Origin of the sequence: Streptomyces sp. NBC_01190 (assembly GCF_045039895.1) — a bacterium.
Lineage (GTDB): Bacteria > Actinomycetota > Actinomycetes > Streptomycetales > Streptomycetaceae > Actinacidiphila.
The window spans coordinates 988,110-1,006,741 of record NZ_CP108580.1 but is presented as its reverse complement, the minus strand read 5'-3'; the positions used below and the strand labels follow the sequence as shown (position 1 = coordinate 1,006,741).

At 72.5% G+C, this 18,632-nt stretch carries 8 protein-coding genes and 1 pseudogene; 3 read left to right on the top strand and 6 right to left on the bottom strand.

The annotated features are described in order from the left end of the window. Positions 1-52 precede the first annotated feature (52 nt). Together OG519_RS04280 and OG519_RS04275 are read left to right on the top strand one after the other, a co-directional pair. A complete protein-coding gene (locus tag OG519_RS04280) occupies positions 53-1,537 on the top strand; it encodes a cytochrome ubiquinol oxidase subunit I (protein WP_405578841.1) in 1,485 nt (494 codons plus the stop codon). 2 nt (positions 1,538-1,539) lie between these two features. Then, positions 1,540-2,538 (top strand): cytochrome d ubiquinol oxidase subunit II, encoded by a 999-nt coding sequence (locus tag OG519_RS04275; RefSeq protein ID WP_405578838.1) that lies wholly within the window; start codon positions 1,540-1,542, stop codon positions 2,536-2,538. Between the two features lie 23 nt (positions 2,539-2,561). Here OG519_RS04275 and OG519_RS04270 read toward each other — a convergent pair whose 3' ends face one another. From OG519_RS04270 to OG519_RS04245, 6 genes and pseudogenes are all read right to left on the bottom strand, one after another. Continuing rightward, the gene (locus OG519_RS04270; RefSeq protein ID WP_405578836.1) at positions 2,562-3,719 is read right to left on the bottom strand and encodes a hypothetical protein; all 1,158 of its coding nucleotides are present in this window, start codon (positions 3,717-3,719) and stop codon (positions 2,562-2,564) included. A 188-nt stretch (positions 3,720-3,907) separates the two neighbouring features. After that, positions 3,908-5,263 (bottom strand): M1 family metallopeptidase, encoded by a 1,356-nt coding sequence (locus OG519_RS04265; RefSeq protein WP_405578834.1) that lies wholly within the window; start codon positions 5,261-5,263, stop codon positions 3,908-3,910. Positions 5,264-5,288: 25 nt separating this feature from the next. Further along, positions 5,289-9,299 carry a Pls/PosA family non-ribosomal peptide synthetase gene (locus OG519_RS04260; protein WP_405578831.1) on the bottom strand — a complete coding sequence of 1,337 codons (4,011 nt, stop codon included), beginning with the start codon at positions 9,297-9,299 and terminating at the stop codon, positions 5,289-5,291. Between the two features lie 384 nt (positions 9,300-9,683). Continuing rightward, positions 9,684-12,995 (bottom strand): glycoside hydrolase family 3 C-terminal domain-containing protein, encoded by a 3,312-nt coding sequence (locus tag OG519_RS04255; protein WP_405578829.1) that lies wholly within the window; start codon positions 12,993-12,995, stop codon positions 9,684-9,686. Between the two features lie 179 nt (positions 12,996-13,174). After that, positions 13,175-15,373, bottom strand: a complete 2,199-nt coding sequence (locus tag OG519_RS04250) for a discoidin domain-containing protein (protein ID WP_405578826.1) — start codon at positions 15,371-15,373, stop codon at positions 13,175-13,177. Between the two features lie 344 nt (positions 15,374-15,717). Next, positions 15,718-16,983 (bottom strand): annotated as a pseudogene (locus tag OG519_RS04245) (glycoside hydrolase family 27 protein); the annotation flags it as partial. Positions 16,984-17,383: 400 nt separating this feature from the next. On the opposite strand from OG519_RS04245, the gene OG519_RS04240 reads away from it, so the two are divergent. Continuing rightward, the gene (locus tag OG519_RS04240; RefSeq protein WP_405578823.1) at positions 17,384-18,628 is read left to right on the top strand and encodes an FUSC family protein; all 1,245 of its coding nucleotides are present in this window, start codon (positions 17,384-17,386) and stop codon (positions 18,626-18,628) included. Positions 18,629-18,632: the final 4 nt, after the last annotated feature.

Here is an 18,632-nt window from a genome sequence, read left to right as displayed (position 1 = left end):
TTTGCCGCCGCGCGGGGGGCATCGGCCGCCGCGACCGCTGAAGGATGCGGGGATGCCGCCCTTTCCGCACCCAGCCGCCACCGCGTTGCGGACCCTGGCGTCGGCCGGTGATCCGTCGCAACTCCTCCCGGCCCGCGAGCAGATGGCCTTCACCCTCGGCTTCCACATCGTGCTGGTGCCGTTCGGAGTGGCGCTGACCACCCTGATGCTCGTCGCCAACTACCGCGGGCTGCGGCACGGCGACGACCAGGCCATGCTGCTCGCCCAGCGCTGGTCGAAGGTGGCGGCGGTGCTCTTCGCGGTGGGCGCGGTCTCCGGCACCGTGCTCACCTTCGAACTCGGCATCCTCTGGCCGGGACTGATGGGCAAGTACGGCGCGGCCTTCGGCTTTCCCTTCACCATCGAGGGCATCTTCTTCTTCCTCGAAGCGATCTTCGTCTCGATCTACATCTACGGCTGGAAGCACCTGCCGCCGTGGGCGCACTTCTGGACCGGCGTCCCCGTCGTCCTGTCGGGCGTCGGCGGCACCGCCTCCGTCATCGCGGCCAACAGCTGGATGAACCAGCCCGGCGGATTCACCCTGCGCGGCGGCCGGGTGGTGGACATCTCGCCGGCCCGGGTGTTCTTCAACGGCGCCTTCTGGCTGGAGGCCATCCACATGCTCTTCGCGGCCTACATCGTGGCCGGACTCATGGTGGCCGGCGTCTACGCGGTGGGGCTGCTCAGAGGGCGGCGCGACCGCTACCACCGCAACGGGTTCCTGATCGGGTTCCTGGTCGGCGGCGCGGCCGTGCCGGCCCAGATCGTCATCGGGGACTTCATCGCCCGCGCCGTCTTCAACGACGAGCCGCGGAAGTTCGCCGCGCTCGAGATGGTCCCGGCCACCGACACCCATGTCCCGGAGACCCTGCTCGGGGTGCTGATCGACAACCGGGTGCGCTACGGCCTCCAGATCCCCGACGCGGCCTCGCTGCTCGCCGGCTTCAGCCCCGCCACCCGGATCACCGGCCTTGGCGCCATCCCCGCCGACGTACGGCCCGACGGCCCGACGGTCAGCGTCGTCCACCTCGCCTTCGACATCATGGTCGGGCTCTCCTTCGCCCTGCTCGCCCTGGTGGCGTGGTACGCCTGGCTGTGGTGGCGCCGGCGCGAGGCGGTGCCGGCCAACCGCTGGTTCCTGGGCTGCTCGGCGGTGAGCGGGCTCGCCGCGCTGACCAGTCTGGAGTGCGGCTGGGTGGTCACCGAGGTCGGCAGGCAGCCCTGGACGGTGGTGCGGGTGCTGCTGACCAGGGACGCGGTCACCACCCAGGGCAACCTCTGGCCGTTCTTCGCCGCCTCCCTCGCCATCTACACCGCCGTCGGCACCGGCGCCGTGCTCGTCCTGCTCTCGATGCGCAGGCGCTGGCACTCCGGGGGCGACGAACGCGTCGACGTCCCGTACGGCGGTCCCGACCGGCCACCGGCCGGCGCGGACCCCGCGCACGCCGGGGACCCCGGAATCGCCGGGCACACCGGGAAGACGGCGGAGGGGCGGTAGACATGGCCAACGCGGTCGCGGTCATCATGTTCGTCGGTGTCGTCGCCTACGCCGTCTTCGGGGGCGCGGACTTCGGCGCCGGATTCTGGGACCTGACAGCCGGCGGCGCCGAGCGGGGCAAAGAGCCGCGGCACGCGATCGACCTGTCGATCGGACCGGTCTGGGAGGCCAACCACACCTGGCTGATCTACTGCCTCGTCCTGCTGTGGACCGGGTTCCCGCGGGCCTTCGTCGCGATCACCACGACGCTCTACGTCCCGCTCGGCCTGGCCGTCCTCGGCATCGTGCTGCGCGGCGCCGGATTCGCCTTCCGGAAGGTCACCGAACACACGCCCCACCGGCGGCTGTTCGGGGTGGCGTTCGCGGCCTCCTCGGCGGTGACGCCCTACTGCTTCGGCAGCATCGCCGGCGGCATCGCGTCCGGCCGGGTGCCCTCGCGCGGGGACGGCGACCCGGTGACGAGCTGGCTCAACCCCACCTCGGCGCTCGGCGGGGTGCTCGCCGTGCTGGTCTGCGCCTATCTGGCCGCGGTCTTCCTCACCGCCGACACCCAGCGCGACGGGGACGCCCACCTTTCCGAGTACTTCCGCCGGCGGGCGCTGGCCACCGCGGCCTGCGCCGGTCTGCTCAGCGTGGCGGGCGTCTTCGTCCTGCGCGCCGACGCCCGGCGGCTGTTCGACGGGCTCGCCTCGCGCGGTCTCGGGCTGCTCGTCCTCGCCGCGCTCGGCGGTCTCACCATGATCTGGCTGCTGCTCACCGGCGCGTACCGTCCGCTGCGGCCCGCCGCGATCCTCACGGTGGCGGCCGTCGTCGGCGGCTGGGGCGTGGCGCAGTACCCCCTCCTGCTGGGGACCCATCTGTCCATCAACGACGCCGCGTCACCCGACGCCACCTTGTGGGTGCTGATCGGGGTGGCGATCGCGGCGCTGGTACTGATCGCCCCCTCGCTGGCGCTGCTCTTCCTGCTCTTCGAACGCGGACGGCTGACCGCCGGGCCCTGAGCCGGCCGAGGATCGGTGCGGGCTCACTGCTCCATGCCGGGTCCGGCCGGCAGCGGGAAGCGCAGCATCGCGGCGGTGACCTGCCCGTTCAGCCGGGTGTCAGCCGCCACATGGTTGACGCTGCCGCCCTCGGCGATGACCGCGGCCACCAGTTCGTCGATGACGTCAGGCGTCTTGCGTACGGCCTGGCCGCAGAAGGGGCAGGTCTCGCCGGTCAGGGCCAGCCAGCCGTCCTGGTCGCAGACCACACCGGGCGCCACCTCGCCCTCCTGAACCAGCAGGGTGCGCGCCGCCGCCACCGAGCCGGCCCACAGCCCGGCCGGCAGCCCCAGCGCGACCGGCCGGCCGGTCGCCGCCGCCTCCATCGCCTCGTCGACCAGCCGCCGTTCCTCGGCGCGATCGAACCGGCCGACGATCGCCGACACCTGCTCGCGCACCTCGGCCGGGGTGGCGCTGTCCATATCGACGGTGAACGTACCGGCGATCCGGCTCCGCACCTCACGGGAGAGGCACGCGGCGAAAGCGGGCACCTCGAACGCGGGGCCACCGACCACCAGCAGTTCGAATCCGCCGTCCCGGAACAGGTCGTCCAGCATGGCCGCGACCCGCCGGTAGTGGCGTTTGCTCAACTCGTCCGCCTTATTGCGGACATGACTCTCGACCAGGGTGGCCGCGGTACGGTGGTGCGGTTTCCGCAACCGCGGGTCACGGGATTTCTCGATCTCGCGCATCTCGTCCAGATGGAATTCCCAGACGCGCACCCGGCTCTTGTCGATCAATACGGCGCAGGTGCGGTGGTATTCGTCCAGCGTGGCGACCAGCGGGCGTATCCACGGGGTCGCGTCGAGGAATATTCCGTCCCGCACCGGGCGGGGCAGCGCGACCTCCTCGAAGAAGTCCCGGCCGGCGCAGGAGAAGAAGGCGACGGTGCCGGGGTCGGGGCGTTCCCGCCCGGCCGCCTCCTCGATCCTCACCATGTCCGCGCGCAGCGACATGCGGATGTCGTGGTCGACCGAGGTGTCATCGGCCTTCGCCCGGACCTCGTTGAGCAGACCGTTGAGACGGGTGCGGAAGCCATTGCGGCGAGAGGGATCGACTTCGACCCGCGCATAGACCGACACCACCGGAAATCGGGAATCCTCGAAATGCCTGATCCGGTCGACCGTCTCCTGAGTGATCATCTCTGCTCCTCGCCGTTCCGGTATCCGGGCGCTACGATGGCCGAGGGCCGTCCACAATCCAGGGCACCGTATACCGCCGAATGCGCGGAACACCCCCCAAGACCTCTTTCAAGTCTCGGCCCGGGTATCGGTCCAGTCAAGGCAGGGCCGGGTCGGGTCGGGACCTGGCGTGCGGGCGTGCGGGGCGCTCAGCGGCGGCGGGCGGGCAGCGGCGGCAGCGCGGTGTTCCGTACCCACGTGTCGAAGAAACCGTCGAGCGGGCGCGCGGTGTACTGCTGGGCGTGCGCGGCGAGACCGGCGGTGGTCACGGTCCCATGGCGGTATATGACCGTCCAGCCCTTGAGCATCCGGAAGAACGCGCCCTCGCCGAGCGCCAGGCGCAGGGCGTGCACCGCCAGCCCGCCCCGCTCGTAGACCCGGTCGTCGAACATCAGCCGGCGTCCCGGGTCGTCGAGCCGCAGATCCTGCCGCTGCCGGGTCAGCCAGGCGTGCGCGGCGGCGGCGTGCGCGGCGGCGGTGGGGCCGCCGGCATGCTCCGACCAGAGCCACTCGGCGTACTTGGCGAAGCCCTCGTTGAGCCAGATGTGCCGCCAGTCGGCGATCGACAGACTGTTGCCGAACCACTGATGGGCCAGCTCATGGGCGACCAGCCGCTCGGAGCGGCGCTCACCGCCGAGGTGGTTGGTGCCGAAGGTGGCAAGGCCCTGCGCCTCGACCGGTACGTCCAACTCCTCGTCGGCGACCACCACCGCGTACTCCTCGAAGGGATATGGACCGAACACATCTTCGAAGAAGTCCATGATGCGGGTCTGCCGGCCGAAGTCGGTGGCGAACTCCGACAGCAGCGGCACCGGCACATAGGCGGTCTGCGGCACCGGCCGTCGCGGATCGAAGCCGGAGGTGCGGCCGGTGAGCCGGACGGTCTCGTACCGGCCGATGGAGACGGTCACCAGATAGCTGGAGGTGGGGGCCGGCTGCTCGTACACCCAGGTGGTGCTGCTCGCCCGGACGGTGCTGGCCAGCAGCCGGCCCCCGACCACCACGGTGTACGACGAGGGCGCGGTGACCGAGATCAGATAGGACGCCTTGTCCGCCGGACGGTCGTTGCACGGGTACCAGGACGGCGCGCCGACGGGCTGGCTGGCCACAAGCGCGCCATCGGTCAGCTCCTCCCAGCCGAGACCGCCCCACTGGCTGCGGACCGGCTGCGGATTGCCGGTGTACCGCACCTCCACGGTGAACGCCGCGCCCGGCTCCAGCGCCTTCGCCGGCCGGATCCGCAGCTTGCCCGCCCGGTGGGCGTAGTGCGCGTCCCGGCCGTCCACCGACACCCCGCCGAGCCGGAAACCGGCCGCCAGGTCCAGCGAGAACTCCCGCAGCGCCGCCTCGCCCGCCACCGCGCCGAGCCGGGCGGTGCCCTTGAGCCGGTTGGAGGCCGGCCGGTAGTCCAGCGCCAGCTCATAGCGGTGGACCCGGTAGCGGACATCGCCGCTGCCGGGGAAGTACGGATCCACGCCCGGCGCCGCCGCCTGCTTCTGACTCAACGGTGCACCCGCCTGCTTCGGTCGCTCATCCCTGGTCCGGCCACGCCTCCGCCGGATTGCCCAGCCACCGGGTGTCCGGCGGAATGGACTCCCCGCGCATCACCAGCGAGGCGGGTCCCAGCGTGCTGCGCGCCCCGAGCTCGCTACCCGGCAGCACGATGCCGCCAGGACCCAGCGTCGAGCCCTGGTGGAGCACCACCGTATCCATCCGCATGATCCGGTCGTGAAAGAGGTGCGTCTGGAGCACACAGCCCCGGTTGACGCTCACCCCGTCACCCAGGGTGACCAGGTCCGCCTCCGGCAGCCAGTAGCTCTCGCACCACACACCCCGGCCCACCTTCGCGCCCAGACCCCGCAGCCACCCGTTCATCACCGGGGTGCCCGGCACCGAACCGACCAGCCACGGCACCGCGAGCACCTCCACAAAGGTGTCGGCCAGCTCGTTGCGCCAGACGAAGCCGCTCCACAGTGGCCGCTCCACCGCCCGGAACCGCCCCACCAGCAGCCACTTGGCGGCGATGGACACCACGGCGGCCACCGCCCCCGCGCCCAGCAGCACCGGGCCGGACAGCAGCGCCGCCCAGACCGGCGGCACGGCCTCGGCCAGCCGCGCCAGCACGGCCAGGGTCAGTACGGCCAGGCCCGCGGAGGCGAGCACCGGCACCCCCCGGCACACCTCGACCAGCCCGCGGGCGAGGACCAGCCGGGTCGGCGGCTCGTAGGTACGGCTCTGGTCTCCGTCGTCGGCCGACCGCGGCAGCCGCACCGGCGGCATCCCCAGGTAGGAGCGGCCCTCCTTGGCCTTCTTCGGGGTGGCGGACAGCACACCGACCAGGCCCCGGTCCGGCACCGCGCGGCCCGGCGCGGTCATCCCGGAGTTGCCGAGGAACGCCCGCTCGCCGATCTCGGCCGGGCCGATCCGCAGCCACCCGCCGCCGAGCTGGTACGGGGCGACCAGCACATCGTCGGCGAGGAACGCGCCGTCACCGACGGTGGTGAGGCTCGGCAGCGCGAGCACCGTGGAGACCTCCGCCCCGCTGCCCACCTTCATGCCGAGCGCGCGCAGCCACACCGGGGTGATCAGCCCCGCGTAGAGCGGGAAGAGCATCTCCCGGGCGGCGTCCATCAACTGGCTCACCGTCCACGACTGCCAGCCGACCCGGCTGTGCAGCGGATGCCAGCCCGGCCGCAGCCCCAGACTCAGCAGCCGGACCGCGATCAGCAGCAGCGTCGCGTACGCGACACCGAACGCCAGGGTGGCCGGCACCAGCGCGATGAGCGCGCCCCGTACGGCGGCGCCGAGGCCGCCGCCCGCGGGCACCACACAGCCCGCGACCAGCACCGCCGCCAGCCCGGCCACCGCCGGCAGCAGGCTGAGACCGAGGCCGCTGGCGCCGTAGGCCAGCGCCCAGCCGGTCCGGCGGGCCGGGCGCTGCTTCGGCCACCGGCCCTCGGCCCGGCCCAGCTTCACCGCGGGCGCGCCCGCCCAGCGCTGTCCCGTCGGCACCTGCCCGGTGACGCTGGAGCCCGCCACCACCTGGGCCCGCTTGCCGACCCGGGCGCCGGGGAGCAGGGTGCTGCGGGTTCCGACCACCGCGCCCGAGCCGACCCGCACCGAGCCGATCTCCAGCCGGTCGCCGTCCAGCCAGTAGCCGGACAGGTCCACCTCGGCCTCGATGGCGCACCCCCGGCCCAGCTTGAGCAGACCGGTGACCGGCGGCAGCGCGTGCAGGTCGACGTCCGCCCCGATCCGGGCGCCGAGCGCGCGCCCGTAGCGGATCAGCCACGCCCCGGACAGCGTCGTCGCCCCGCTGAACTCCGCCAGCCGCTCGGCCGCCCACAGGCGCAGATGGACGCTGCCGCCCCGCGGGTAGCTGCCGGGGCGCACCCCCCGCAGCAGCAGCCGCGCCCCGCCGGCGGCGATGGCGAGCCGGCCCGGCGGGCTGAAGAGCAGCGCCGCGCCCGCCGCCACCAGCCACCAGGAGGCGGTGGGCGCCCACGGGTAGCCGCCGAACCAGCGCAGGACGTTGCCCAGGGCCAGCAGCCCGACCGTCCAGCGCAGCCCGGCGAGGGTGAACAGCGGCAGCAGCGCCAGCAGTTGGACGACCTTGGCCCGGGCCGGGACCGGCGCGACGGTGCGCGGCTCGCGCTGCTCGCCGACCGAGGCGTCCAGCAGCCGGGCCAGCTTGCGGACGGTCGGCTGCTGATAGATGTCGAGGACCGAGACCCCGGGGTAGCGGGTCCGCAGCAGGGTGGTGAGCTGGGCGGCGGCGAGGCTGCCGCCGCCGACCGCGAAGAAGTCGTCCCGGGCGTCGAGGACCGGCGCGCCGAGGATCTCGGCCCACTGTCCGGCCAGCCACGCCTCGGTCCCGGTGAGCCGCTCGGCCGGCTCGGCGCCGTCCTGGCCGCCGGCCGGCTCGGCGCTCTTCGGCAGCGGCCAGGGCAGCGCGGCCCGGTCCACCTTGCCCGAGGTCCTGGTGGGCAGCGCGTCGACCGGGGCGAGCAGCGGCACCAGCGCGGCGGGGAGCTGTGCCCGGAGCTGCGCCACCGAGGCGGCCCGGTCCCACTCCCCGGTGGTCACCACGTAGCCCACCAGGAGCTGGTTGCCGCGCTTGGCCGTCCGCACGGCCGCCGCCGCGCCGGCCACGCCGGGCAGCGCCTGGAGCGCGGCGTCCACCTCGCCCAGCTCGATCCGCCGGCCGCCGAGTTTGATCTGCTCGTCGGCCCGGCCGAGGAAGACCAGTCCCTCGGGGTCGGCCCGCACCAGGTCGCCGCTGCGGTAGGCGCGCTGCCAGCCGAGCGATTCCAGCGGCGCGTACTTCTCGGCGTCCTTCGCCGGGTCCAGATAGCGGGCGAGGCCGGCCCCGCCGATGATGAGCTGGCCGGTGCCGCCCATCGCCACCGGCATCCCCGCGTCGTCCACCACGGCGAGCTGCCAGCCGTCCAGCGGCAGGCCGATCCTGACCGGGCCCTCGCCGGTCAGCAGGGCGGCGCAGGCCACCACGGTCGCTTCGGTGGGCCCGTAGGTGTTCCAGACCTCCCGCCCCTCGGTGACCAGCCGCTCGACCAGCTCCGGCGGGCACGCCTCGCCGCCGAAGATCAGCAGCCGGACCTCGATGAGCGCCTCGGCCGGCCAGAGCGCGGCCAGCGTGGGGACGGTGGAGACCACGGTGATCTCCTGCTCGGCGAGCCACAGGCCCAGGTCGCCGCCCTCGCGGACCTGGGAGCGCGGCACCGGGACCAGGCACGCGCCGTTGCGCCAGGCGAGCCACATCTCCTCGCAGGACGCGTCGAAGGCGACCGAGAGGCCGGCCATCACGCGGTCGCCGGGGCCGATCGGCTCCTCGCGGAGGAAGAGCGCGGCCTCGGCGTCGACGAAGGCCGCCGCGTTGCGGTGGGTGACGGCGACGCCCTTGGGCCGCCCGGTGGAGCCGGAGGTGAAGATGATCCAGGCGTCGTCCCCGGGGACCGGGCGCCGGGGGGCGGCGTGGGCGGTGGGAGTCCGCCGGGCGGCGGTGACGGTGAGGGCGCGGTCCGCGCCGAGCACGGCGCCGACCGCCGCCTCGCCGAAGACGAGGTCCGCGCGCTCGTCGGGGTCCTCGGCGTCCACCGGTACGTAGGCGGCGCCCACCGCCAGGACGGCCAGGATCGCGATGTAGAGGTCGTTGGTGCCCGACGGCACCCGGACCCCCACCCGGTCGCCCGCCCCGATCCCGGCCGCGGAAAGACGGCGGCGCAGCGCCTCGACCTCGCCGGCCAGCGCCCGGTAGCTGAGCGCGGTGCGGCCGTCGTCGAGGGCCGGCTCGTGCGGGTGGGTCCGTACGGTGGCGTCCAGGACGTCGAGCAGCGTGCGGGGGGCGGCGGCGGGTTGTCCGGGGAAGTGGGCGCGCGGCGCGTCGGCCGGTCGGTCGGCGCCGGGCCGGTCCGTGTCGGCCCGGTCCGCGCCAAGCCCGGCGAGCTCTTCCGACGGCCCGGCGAGCCCTTCTGCTGGACGGCCCTCGTCCCGTATCGTGCCGGTCCGCACCGTCACCCTCATGCGCTCCCCTCTCGTCGTTCCCCGGCCGCCGCACGCGCCAGCAGAAACAAGACAACCGGTCAATATTAAGGGCTGTCCATCGGAGAGTCGTTCTGCCGCCGTGGCCGGCCGGTCCGGCAGGAGCGCCGCCTGACGGGCCCATAGCCGCGCTGACCTGCGCCGATCCGCCGTTCGGCCGACCCGTTCCGATGGCCCCGCGCGAGCCCGCCGGGAGCCGGGGGGTGCCGCCGAACGGGCCTGGGCGGACATGGGGCGGACATGCGCCTGCCTCCCCGTGGGGAGCCGTCATCACTCACGGGGAGGCAGACATCTGTGCGGTGCGCGGGCCGGCCGGAGCCGGCCCGCACACCTCGTCACCGGGTGTCCGGCGCGGTCACCCCGGGCTCAGGTGACCGTCCAGACGAAGGTGGCCGTGTCGCTCGCGCCGCGGCCGTTGGTGGCGGTCACGCTCACCGTGCTGGTACCGGTGGCCGTGGCCGTACCCGAGATGACCCCGGAGGAGCTGATGGACAGACCCGCCGGCAGCCCCGTCGCGGTGAAGGCCAGCTGCTGGCCCGTCACCGACGTCCGCGCGCTGATCGGCAGTTGGACCGCCCGACGGGCCGGGCTGCTCATACCGTGCGGGTTGGCCACCGTCACGGAAGCGGCCTGGGTGGCCGCCGCGTCCACCGTCTTGGCGGTCATGGCGGTGGACACGGTGAGCGTTCCGGTCAGCGGCAGGTTCCGCGAGGAGTCGCCGACCATGATCTGGTAAGCGCCCGCCGCCGTCGTCCAGTTGCTGCCCGAGGTGTTCCAGTACGCCAGGTCGTGCGCGCTCACGGTGAAGGTCACCTTCGCGCTCGCGCCCGGCTGGAGGTCGACCCGCTGGAACCCCTTGAGCTGTTTGGCGGGTTCACCGGTGGCGGCGGGGTCGCCCACGTAGAGCTGGGCGATCTCCGCTCCCGCCCGGCCGCCGGTGTTGGTGACGGTCGCGCTCACCGTGGCGTTGCCGCTGCCGTCCAAGCCGCCGACCTGGAGTCCGGAGAAGGAGAACGAGGTGTACGACAGGCCGAACCCGAAGGGGAACAGCGGGGTGATGTTCTGCGCGTCGTACCAGCGGTAGCCGACCTTGAGCCCCTCGCTGTACTGCACGTTGGTGCCGTTGCCCGGGAACTGGGCGGTGGTGTGCGCCGGCACGTCGTTCAGGGAGCTGGGGAAGGTCACCGGCAGCTTGCCGGACGGGTTGACGTCGCCGAAGAGCAGCGCGGCGAGGGAGTTGCCGACCTCCTGGCCGCCGTACCACTCCTCCAGCACCCCCTTGACCTGGCCGAGCCAGGGCATGGTGACCGCGGAGCCGGTGTTGAGCACCACGATCGTGTTGGGGTTGGCCGCCGCGACCTGCTGGACCAACTGGTTCTGCTGGGACGACAGATCGATGGTGCTGAGGTCGGAGCCCTCGTTCTCGCCGTAACCGACGCAGACGACGGCCACGTTGGCGTTGCGGGCGGCGGTGACGGCCGCGTTGATGTCGGTGCCGTCGTTGTACGTGACGGTGGCGCCGGTGCCCGCCACCCGGTTCTGCAGCGCGGTCAGCGGCGAGACCGTGCCGGAGCTGGTCGCGGTGGCGCTGCCGCCGCCGACACTGCGGACACCCGCGCCGCCGTCCGGGCCGAGCAGCGCGATCGAGTGGGTGCTCGCGGTGGACAGCGGCAGGATCCCGGTGTTCTTCAGCAGCACACTGCCCTGCTCGGCGACCTGACGGGCGGTCGCCTGGTGCGCGGCGGAGGTCACCACCGCGTTGCGGTCACCGGTCTTGGCGTGGTCGAAGAGACCGAAGGCGAACATCTGCGTCAGCACCCGGCTGACCATGGTGTTGAGCGTCGCCTGGCTGACCGAGCCGTTGGCGAGCGCCTGGGAGAGGAAGTCGGCGTAGAAGTAGCCGCCGGGCATCTCGATGGTCATGCCGTTGTTGGCCGAGTCGACGGTGGAGTGCGCGCCGCCCCAGTCGCTGGTGACGAAGCCGCCGAAACCGGCCTGCTGGTAGAGGGCGTTGTTGAGCAGATAGGCGTTCTGGCAGGCGTAGACGCCGTTGACCGTGCTGTAGGCGCACATCACCGAGGCCGACGCGCCCTTGCTCACCGCCGCCTGGAAGGCCGGCAGATAGATCTCCTGCAAGGTGCGGTTGTCGACGATCGCGTTGTCCGCCGGGCCGTTGCGGTTGGTCTCCTGGTTGTAGACCGCCACATGCTTGGCCTGCGCCATCACGCCCTGGCTCTGGATGCCCTGGATGCTCGCGGTGGCCATCTGGGCGCTCAGATACGGGTCCTCGCTGTACGTCTCGAAGGCCCGGCCCCAGCGCGGGTCGCGCACGATGTTCATCGTCGGGCCGAGCGCCACATCCGCGCCCTTGCCCTTGAACTCGGCGCCGGCCACCGTGCCGTAGCTCTTCTGGAGGCCGGTGTCCCAGGTCGCCGCCGAGGAGACCGCGGCCGGCAGCTGGGTGACCCCGCCGAGGCCGTCACCGACGCCGCTCGGGCCGTCCTGGAAGCCCATCGCCGGAATGCACAGCGACGCGATCGCCGACATGTCCCCGATGTACGGCTGGGTGCCGCCGTTGCCGTGCAGCATCTGGATCTTCTGGTCCTGCGTCATCTGCGCGAGCAGCTGGGAGACCCGGGTGGCCACCGGCGCGGTCGAGTTCACCCACGGGCAGCTCCCGTTGCCGCCGCCCGGCGGAGTGGTGGTGCTGCCGCCCGGGGTGAGGACGGTGAACTCCCAGAGCGAGTAACCGTACGCGGTGGCCCGCGCGGTGCCGTACAGGCGTACGTAGCGGCCGGTCGCGGTGAAGTTGTGCGTCTCGGTGCCGCCGGTCCCGGTGGTGGTCGCGTAGACGGTGTTCCAGGTCGTGCCGTTGTCCGAGGTCTGGATCTGGAACGCCTTGCCGTACGCGGTCTCCCAGTTGAGCGTCACTCCGCAGACGGACTGCGAGGTGCCGAGGTCGACCTGGAGCCACTGCGGGTCGGCGGCGGCGCTCGACCAGCGGGTGCCGGTGTTGCCGTCGAAGGCGGCGGAGGCCGGGGTGCCGGCGTTCTCGGTGGAGGAGGCGGTGGCCGGTTTGCCGACCGCCGCGGTGGTGGTGCCGCAGGTGGTGGGGGACGTGGTGCCGGAGCCGCCGTAGACCTGGAACTCCCACAGGGAGTCGCCGTAGGCCGTCGCGCGGGCGGTGGCGTACAGGCGTACGTAGCGGCCGGTGCCGGTGACGTTCAGCGTCTGGGTGCCGCCGGTGGCGGTGGTGGTCGAGTAGACGCTTCCCCAGGTGGCGGCGTCGGCGGAGGTCTGGATCTGGAAGGACGTGGCGTAGGCCGTCTCCCAGTTCAGCACCACCTGGGATATCGACTGGCTGGAACCGAGGTCCACCTGGAGCCACTGCGGGTCGCCGAAGCCGCTGGACCAGCGGGTGCCCGGGTCGCCGTCGACCGCGGCCGAGGCGGGGGTGCCGGCGTTCTCGGTGGAGGAGGCGGTGGCGGGCTTGCCCTGCGAGAGCAGCACGGGGTTGGCGGCGCCGGCCAGGTGCGGGGTCGCCACCAGGGCGAGCGCCACCACCAGGACGAAGCCGACGAGCGCGGCGACCCGGGAGCGCCGGGTCGCGGCCTGCCGCCGGGGCCGGCCGGGGGGCCGGGCGGGCGGGCTGAAGGGGAGGTGCCGAGCGAAACTCATCAAATCGCCTCTCGGGTACGGCCGACGGGCCGGATGAGGACGGTGGGGGGTCGTGGGGGGTGCGAGAGGTGCGGGGTGTGTGCGTGGTGTGCGGGGCCCTGCCGGTGGTGCGGGTGCGGGTGGTGCGGGGGCGCCCCGGACCCCTGGCGGGGTCCGGGGCGCCCTGCTGAGCGCGTCGGCTACTGCGAGACCCGCACGTAGTCGATGAGCATCCGCTGCGGGAAGACGGTGGTGGCGTCCGGGGCGCCGGGCCAGTCACCGCCCACCGCGTTGTTGAGGATGATGTAGAACGGGTGGTCGTAGACCCAGGGACCCCTGGTCGACTCCACCGTCGCCTTGTCCGCGGTGAAGAAGGCGTGGCCGTCCACCGAGAACGTCATGTGGCTGGAGTCCCAGTCCACGGCGTAGGTGTGGAAGGCGTTGGCGAAGTCGCTGCCCGCGACGGTGTACGGCGACCCGTAGCCGTTGCCGCCGTTGTAGGCGGGGGCGTGCAGGGTGGAGTACACCGAGTCCGCGACCTTGCCCACGTGCTCCATGATGTCGATCTCACCGGAGTTGGGCCACGGCGTGCCGGTCTTGAAGTTCGAGCCCAGCATCCAGAACGCGGGCCACAGACCCTGCGTGCCGCTCACCTTGATCCGGGCCTCGACGTGCCCGTAGGTGAAGTTGAAGTGGTCCGAGGTGTTGATCCGGCCCGAGGTGTACTGGCCGTTGCTCTCCTTGCGCGCCTCGATGACGAGATCGCCGTTGCCGTCCATGGTGGTGTTGTCACCGTTGGTGTAGGTCTCCAGCTCGCCGTTCTGGCCGTTGCCGGTGTCCTGGGTCCACTTGCTCGTGTCCGGCTTGGTGCCGGCCGCGCCGTTGAACTCGTCGCTCCACACCAGGTGTTCGGGGTTGCCCGGGTTCGGCGGCAGAGCGGGCGGCGTGGTGGGGTTGCCGCCGGTGCCGTAGACGTCGAAGGTCCACAGCGAGTAGCCGTAGCCGTTGCTGCGGGCGGTGCCGTACATCCGGACGTAGCGGCCGTTGCCGTTGACGTTGAGGGTCTCCTTGAAGCCCTTGGCGGTGGTGGTGGAGTAGATGCTCGTCCAGTTGGTGCCGTCGGCCGAGGTCTGGATCTGGTACGCGACGGCGTAGGCCGGGTCCCACTGCAGGACGACCTGGGTGATGTGCGCGGTCGCGCCGAGGTCCACCGAGATCCAGCCGGGGTCGACCCAGCCGTTGGTGTCGCTGGTGGCCCAGCGGGTCGCCGGGTCCTCGTCGAACGCCTTGGCGGGGGTGCAGCCGACGCAGCTGTTGGCGTTCTGGTAAGTCGAGGCGGTGGCGGGCTTGTTGTACGACAGCAGGACCGAGCCGCTGGGCGGCGGTGTCGTGCCGCCGCTGGTGCCGCCGGTGGTGCCGCCGCTGGGCGGGGGAGTGGTACCGCCGGTCGTGGAACCGCCGTTGCCGCCGCTGCCCCCGGTGAACACCTGGAACTCCCAGAGCGAGTAGCCGTACTGGGTGGCGCGCTGGGTGCCGTACACCCGGATGTAGCGGCCGGTGCCGGTGAGCGTGATCAGTTCGGTGCCGCCGGGACCGGTCGTCGAGGAGTAGGCCGTGGTCCAGTTGGTGCCGTCGGCCGAGACCTGGATCTGGTACGCCTTGGCGTAGGCGGACTCCCAACTGAGCTGCGCGCCGCAGATGTTCTGCGAGGAGCCGAGGTCGACCTGGAGCCACTGCGGGTCGGCTGCCGCGCTGGACCAGCGGGTGCCGGTGTTGCCGTCCACCGCGGCCGAGGCGGGGGTGCCGGCGTTCTCGGTGGAGGAGGCGGTGGCCGTCTTGTTGAGCGCGGCGTTGGTGGTGGAGCAGCCCCCGCCGCCGGTGCCCAGCACGCCGTACACCTGGAACTCCCAGAGCGAGACGCCGTACTGGGTCGCGCGCTGGGTGGTGTAGAGGCGGACGTAGCGCCCGGAACCGTTTACGGAGAGGGTCTGCGTACCACCGGTGGCGGTGGTGGTCGAGTAGACGCTGGTCCAGTTCTGGGCGTCGGCCGAGGTCTGGATCTGGTACGCCTTCGCGTACGCCGTCTCCCAGTTGACCGTGACCTGGACGATGCTGGAGGTGGCGCCGAGGTCGACCTGGAGCCACTGCGGGTCGGCTGCCGCGCTCGACCAGCGGGTGCCGGTGTTGCCGTCCACCGCGGCGCTCGCCGGGGTGCCCGCGTTCTCGGTGGACGAGGCGGTCACCGGCTTGCCCTGCGAGAGCAGCGCGTTGGCGGCCTTGGCGGGGGACTGGAGGATCACCAGTGCGAAGGCCGCGATCAGCGCCGCGACGGAGGCGAGGACGAGCGATCGGGTATATCGGGTGTATCTGCCGGACGTACGTGGGGGGTTGCCAGTCACGGCGTCTCCTGGGGGTGTCGCCGACGGGAGAGAGAGCGCTCTCTGGGATGCTGTGATGATTACGGCGCTGTTGCTGACACGTCAAGAAAGTGAACAGGATTCGCCCCACTGCTTCACAGGGTTGTGGGCGCGGCGTCGACAACCGAAGTCTTCCTGAGGCTCTTGTCCGGGTAGCGGAGATATGCCGGTTCTCGCTGTGTGCAAGATCTTGACACGCTGTCGGCCTGGTGCCGCGGCTCGCTCCTGGGCGTTCCGGAGGGCTCTCGGGCCGCTCGCCGGTTGAGCCGGTCCGGTTCGGCCGGCCGGCGGCGGTCCGCGTCCGTTCAGCCGGTCGGCGGCAGGCCGCGTCCGCCCGGGGCCACCCGGTACATCACCGTGCCGTGGGCCGGCACCGAGGCGCTGATCGCGCCGGAGCTGGTGGACCAGGTCTTCGTCCACAGGTCCCTGAGCAGGTAGGAGCGCGCCGCGCCGAGCCCGACCCGCTGGGCGGTGGTGGACACCGTCCGCGCGGTGGCGTTCTCGTTGGTGAGCGTCACCGCCCGGCCGCCGTCGGCCAGCGGCTTGGACATCACCACCAGGCCGGCCGCGGCCGAGACCACCGTGCCCGGCCGGCCCAGCGGGTCCTGGTCCACCGCGATCACATCGGTGTTCCGCAGGATGGCCAGCGTCGCCGCGTCGGCCGTGCGCAGATCACTGCCGATCAGCAGCGGCGCGGCCATCTGCGACCAGAGGCTGAAGTGGGTGCGGTACTCGGTGTCGGTCATGCCGCCGTTGCCGATCTCCAGCATGTCCGGGTCGTTCCAGGCGCCGGGGCCCGCGTACGGGGCGAGTGGCTGGTTCTGGTGGACGATGCCGATCATGCTCGACCAGGAGTCGCGGATGTCGGCGGTGGTGCGCCAGGAGTTGCCGAGCTCCGGCGCCCAGGTCCACGGCTGGGTGGAGCCCCATTCGCAGACGCTGTAGAGGATGGGCCGCCCGGTGGCCCGCAGCGCGTCGCCCATCGCCCGGTAGCGGGTCCGGGTGTCGGTGCCGGTGTTGTTGCAGTTGTCGTACTTGAGGTAGTCGACGCCCCAGGACGCCCACTGGTCCGCGTCCTGCCGCTCGTGGCCGAGGCTGCCGGGAAAGCCCTTGCTGTCGCAGGTCTTGGTGCCCGCGCTGGAGTAGAGGCCGAACTTCAGGCCTCTGGCGTGCACGTAGTCGGCGACCGCCTTGACGCCGTGCGGGAAGCGCGCCGGGTCGGGCACCAGGTTCCCCTGCGCGTCCCGGGCCGGGCGGGCCCAGCAGTCGTCGATGTTCACATAGGTGTATCCGGCGGCTTTGAGGCCCCGCGAGACGAAGAGGTCGGCGATGTCCTCGACCATGGCCTCGTTGAACTCGGCCCGGCACTGGGTGGAGTTCCAGTTGTTGAAGCCCATCTGCGGGGTGGCGGCCAGGCCGTTGTCGAGCGCGGCGGCCGGCGGCGCGGCCAGTGCGGTGGTGACGGTGGCGCCCGCGGCCAGCGTGGCCGCTCCGGAGAGGCTGCTCGCCGCGAGCGCGGCGGAGGAGAACGCGGCGGTCAGCCGGCGCCTGAGGGCCGACCCGTGGCGGGGGTGGGGCGGGCGGTGCGGCATGTGCGGCTCCGGCGGGGTCGAGGGGGCGCACCGTCCGACGGTGACGGACGAAAGCACCCACATCACAACGAAACAGGCCGAACATGTCAACGACCGCCGGGGGTCGACGCGCCGCGCGCCGCGCGGGTGGGGGCGCGGGTCCGGGTGCGGGGTGGCGGCCGCTGGGCCGCGGGGGTGGCCGGCCGCCGGGCCGCGCGCCGCGCGGGCGAACGAGTGGCCGGTGGGGGGCGCCGGGCCGCGCCGCCGGCCCTCGGGGCGCGGATCGACCCTAGGGTGGGCCCGAGCGGGGTGAGGGAGTGGTTGGTACGGCTTCGCGGCGAGCGGAGCCGCGGCAGGAGGCGTGTCGCAGCCCACGGTGCGCCGGAGCAGTCGGATCGCCCAGAGCGGGAAAGGGCATGAGATGCCCGAAGTACCAGAACCCATGGTCAAGGCCGTTCGATGGACCACCGAGCCGGCCGCGGCCCAGATCGCCCGGTCCACCGCCGCCGCCGTCATCGCCTATCAGGTCGCCGTCTGGCTCACCCCGCAGCCGGCCCCGCTGACCGCGCCGCTGACCGCCCTGCTGGTGGTCCAGGTGACCCTCTACTCCACCCTGACCACCGGCATCCGGCGGGTGAACTCGGTGGTGATCGGCGTACTGATCGCCACCGCCTTCAGCTCGCTCGTCGGGCTGAGCTGGTGGAGCCTGGGGCTGATCATCTTCACCGCCCTCACGGTGGGCAGGGTGGTCCGGGTCGGCGAGTTCGTCGTCGAGGTGGCGATCAGCGCGATGCTCGTACTCGGTGTCCAGCAGGTGGCCCACACGGCGTGGGACCGGGTGGACGAGACGCTGATCGGCGCCGCCGTCGGCCTGCTCTTCAATCTGCTGTTCGCGCCGCCGGTGTGGGTGCAGTCGGCCGGCGGCTCGATCGACTCGCTGGCCCGCCGGATGGCCCGGCTCTTCCGCGACCTCGGCAACGAGGTGGCCGGCCATCTCTCGGTGGAGAGCGCCGCGGCCCGGCTGCACGAGGCGCGCGCGGTGGACCACGCGATCTCGGAGGTGGACGGCTCCTTGCGGCAGGCGGAGGACAGCCTGCGCTGGAATCCGCGGGTCCGGGAGGGCGCGCTCTACCGGATCGTGCTGCGCACCGGCCTGGACACCCTGGAGATCTGCGCGGTGGTGCTGCGGGTGCTGTCCCGTACGCTCACCGACCTGGCCAAGAAGCGCACCGAGGAGCCGCTCTTCACCGACGAGGTGGCCGAGGAGCTGGAGAAGCTGTTCAACCAGGTGGCCAACGCGATCCTGAACTTCGCCGAACTGATCACCAGCCAGGTGGCGAGCAACGCGGAGGAGGCGGAGGAGCGGCTGGGCCACGCACTGGCGGAGAGCAAGGCCAGCAGGGACCGGGTCGCCGACATGCTGCTCGCCGGGGTGCGGCGGCACCCGCGGCAGTGGCAGCTCCACGGCGCGCTGCTCGCCGAGATGGACCGGATCCTGGACGAGCTGGCGGTCGACAAGCGCTCGCAGCGGCTCGTGGAAGAGCTCGACCGCTACTCCCGCGAGCTGAACGAACGCCACCCCCGGCTGCAGCTCATCCGCCGCCGCCTGGCCGGCAGCCGCGTGTACCAGCGCGCCGCCACCCCGGCCCGCGACCTCTTCCGCTGAGCCG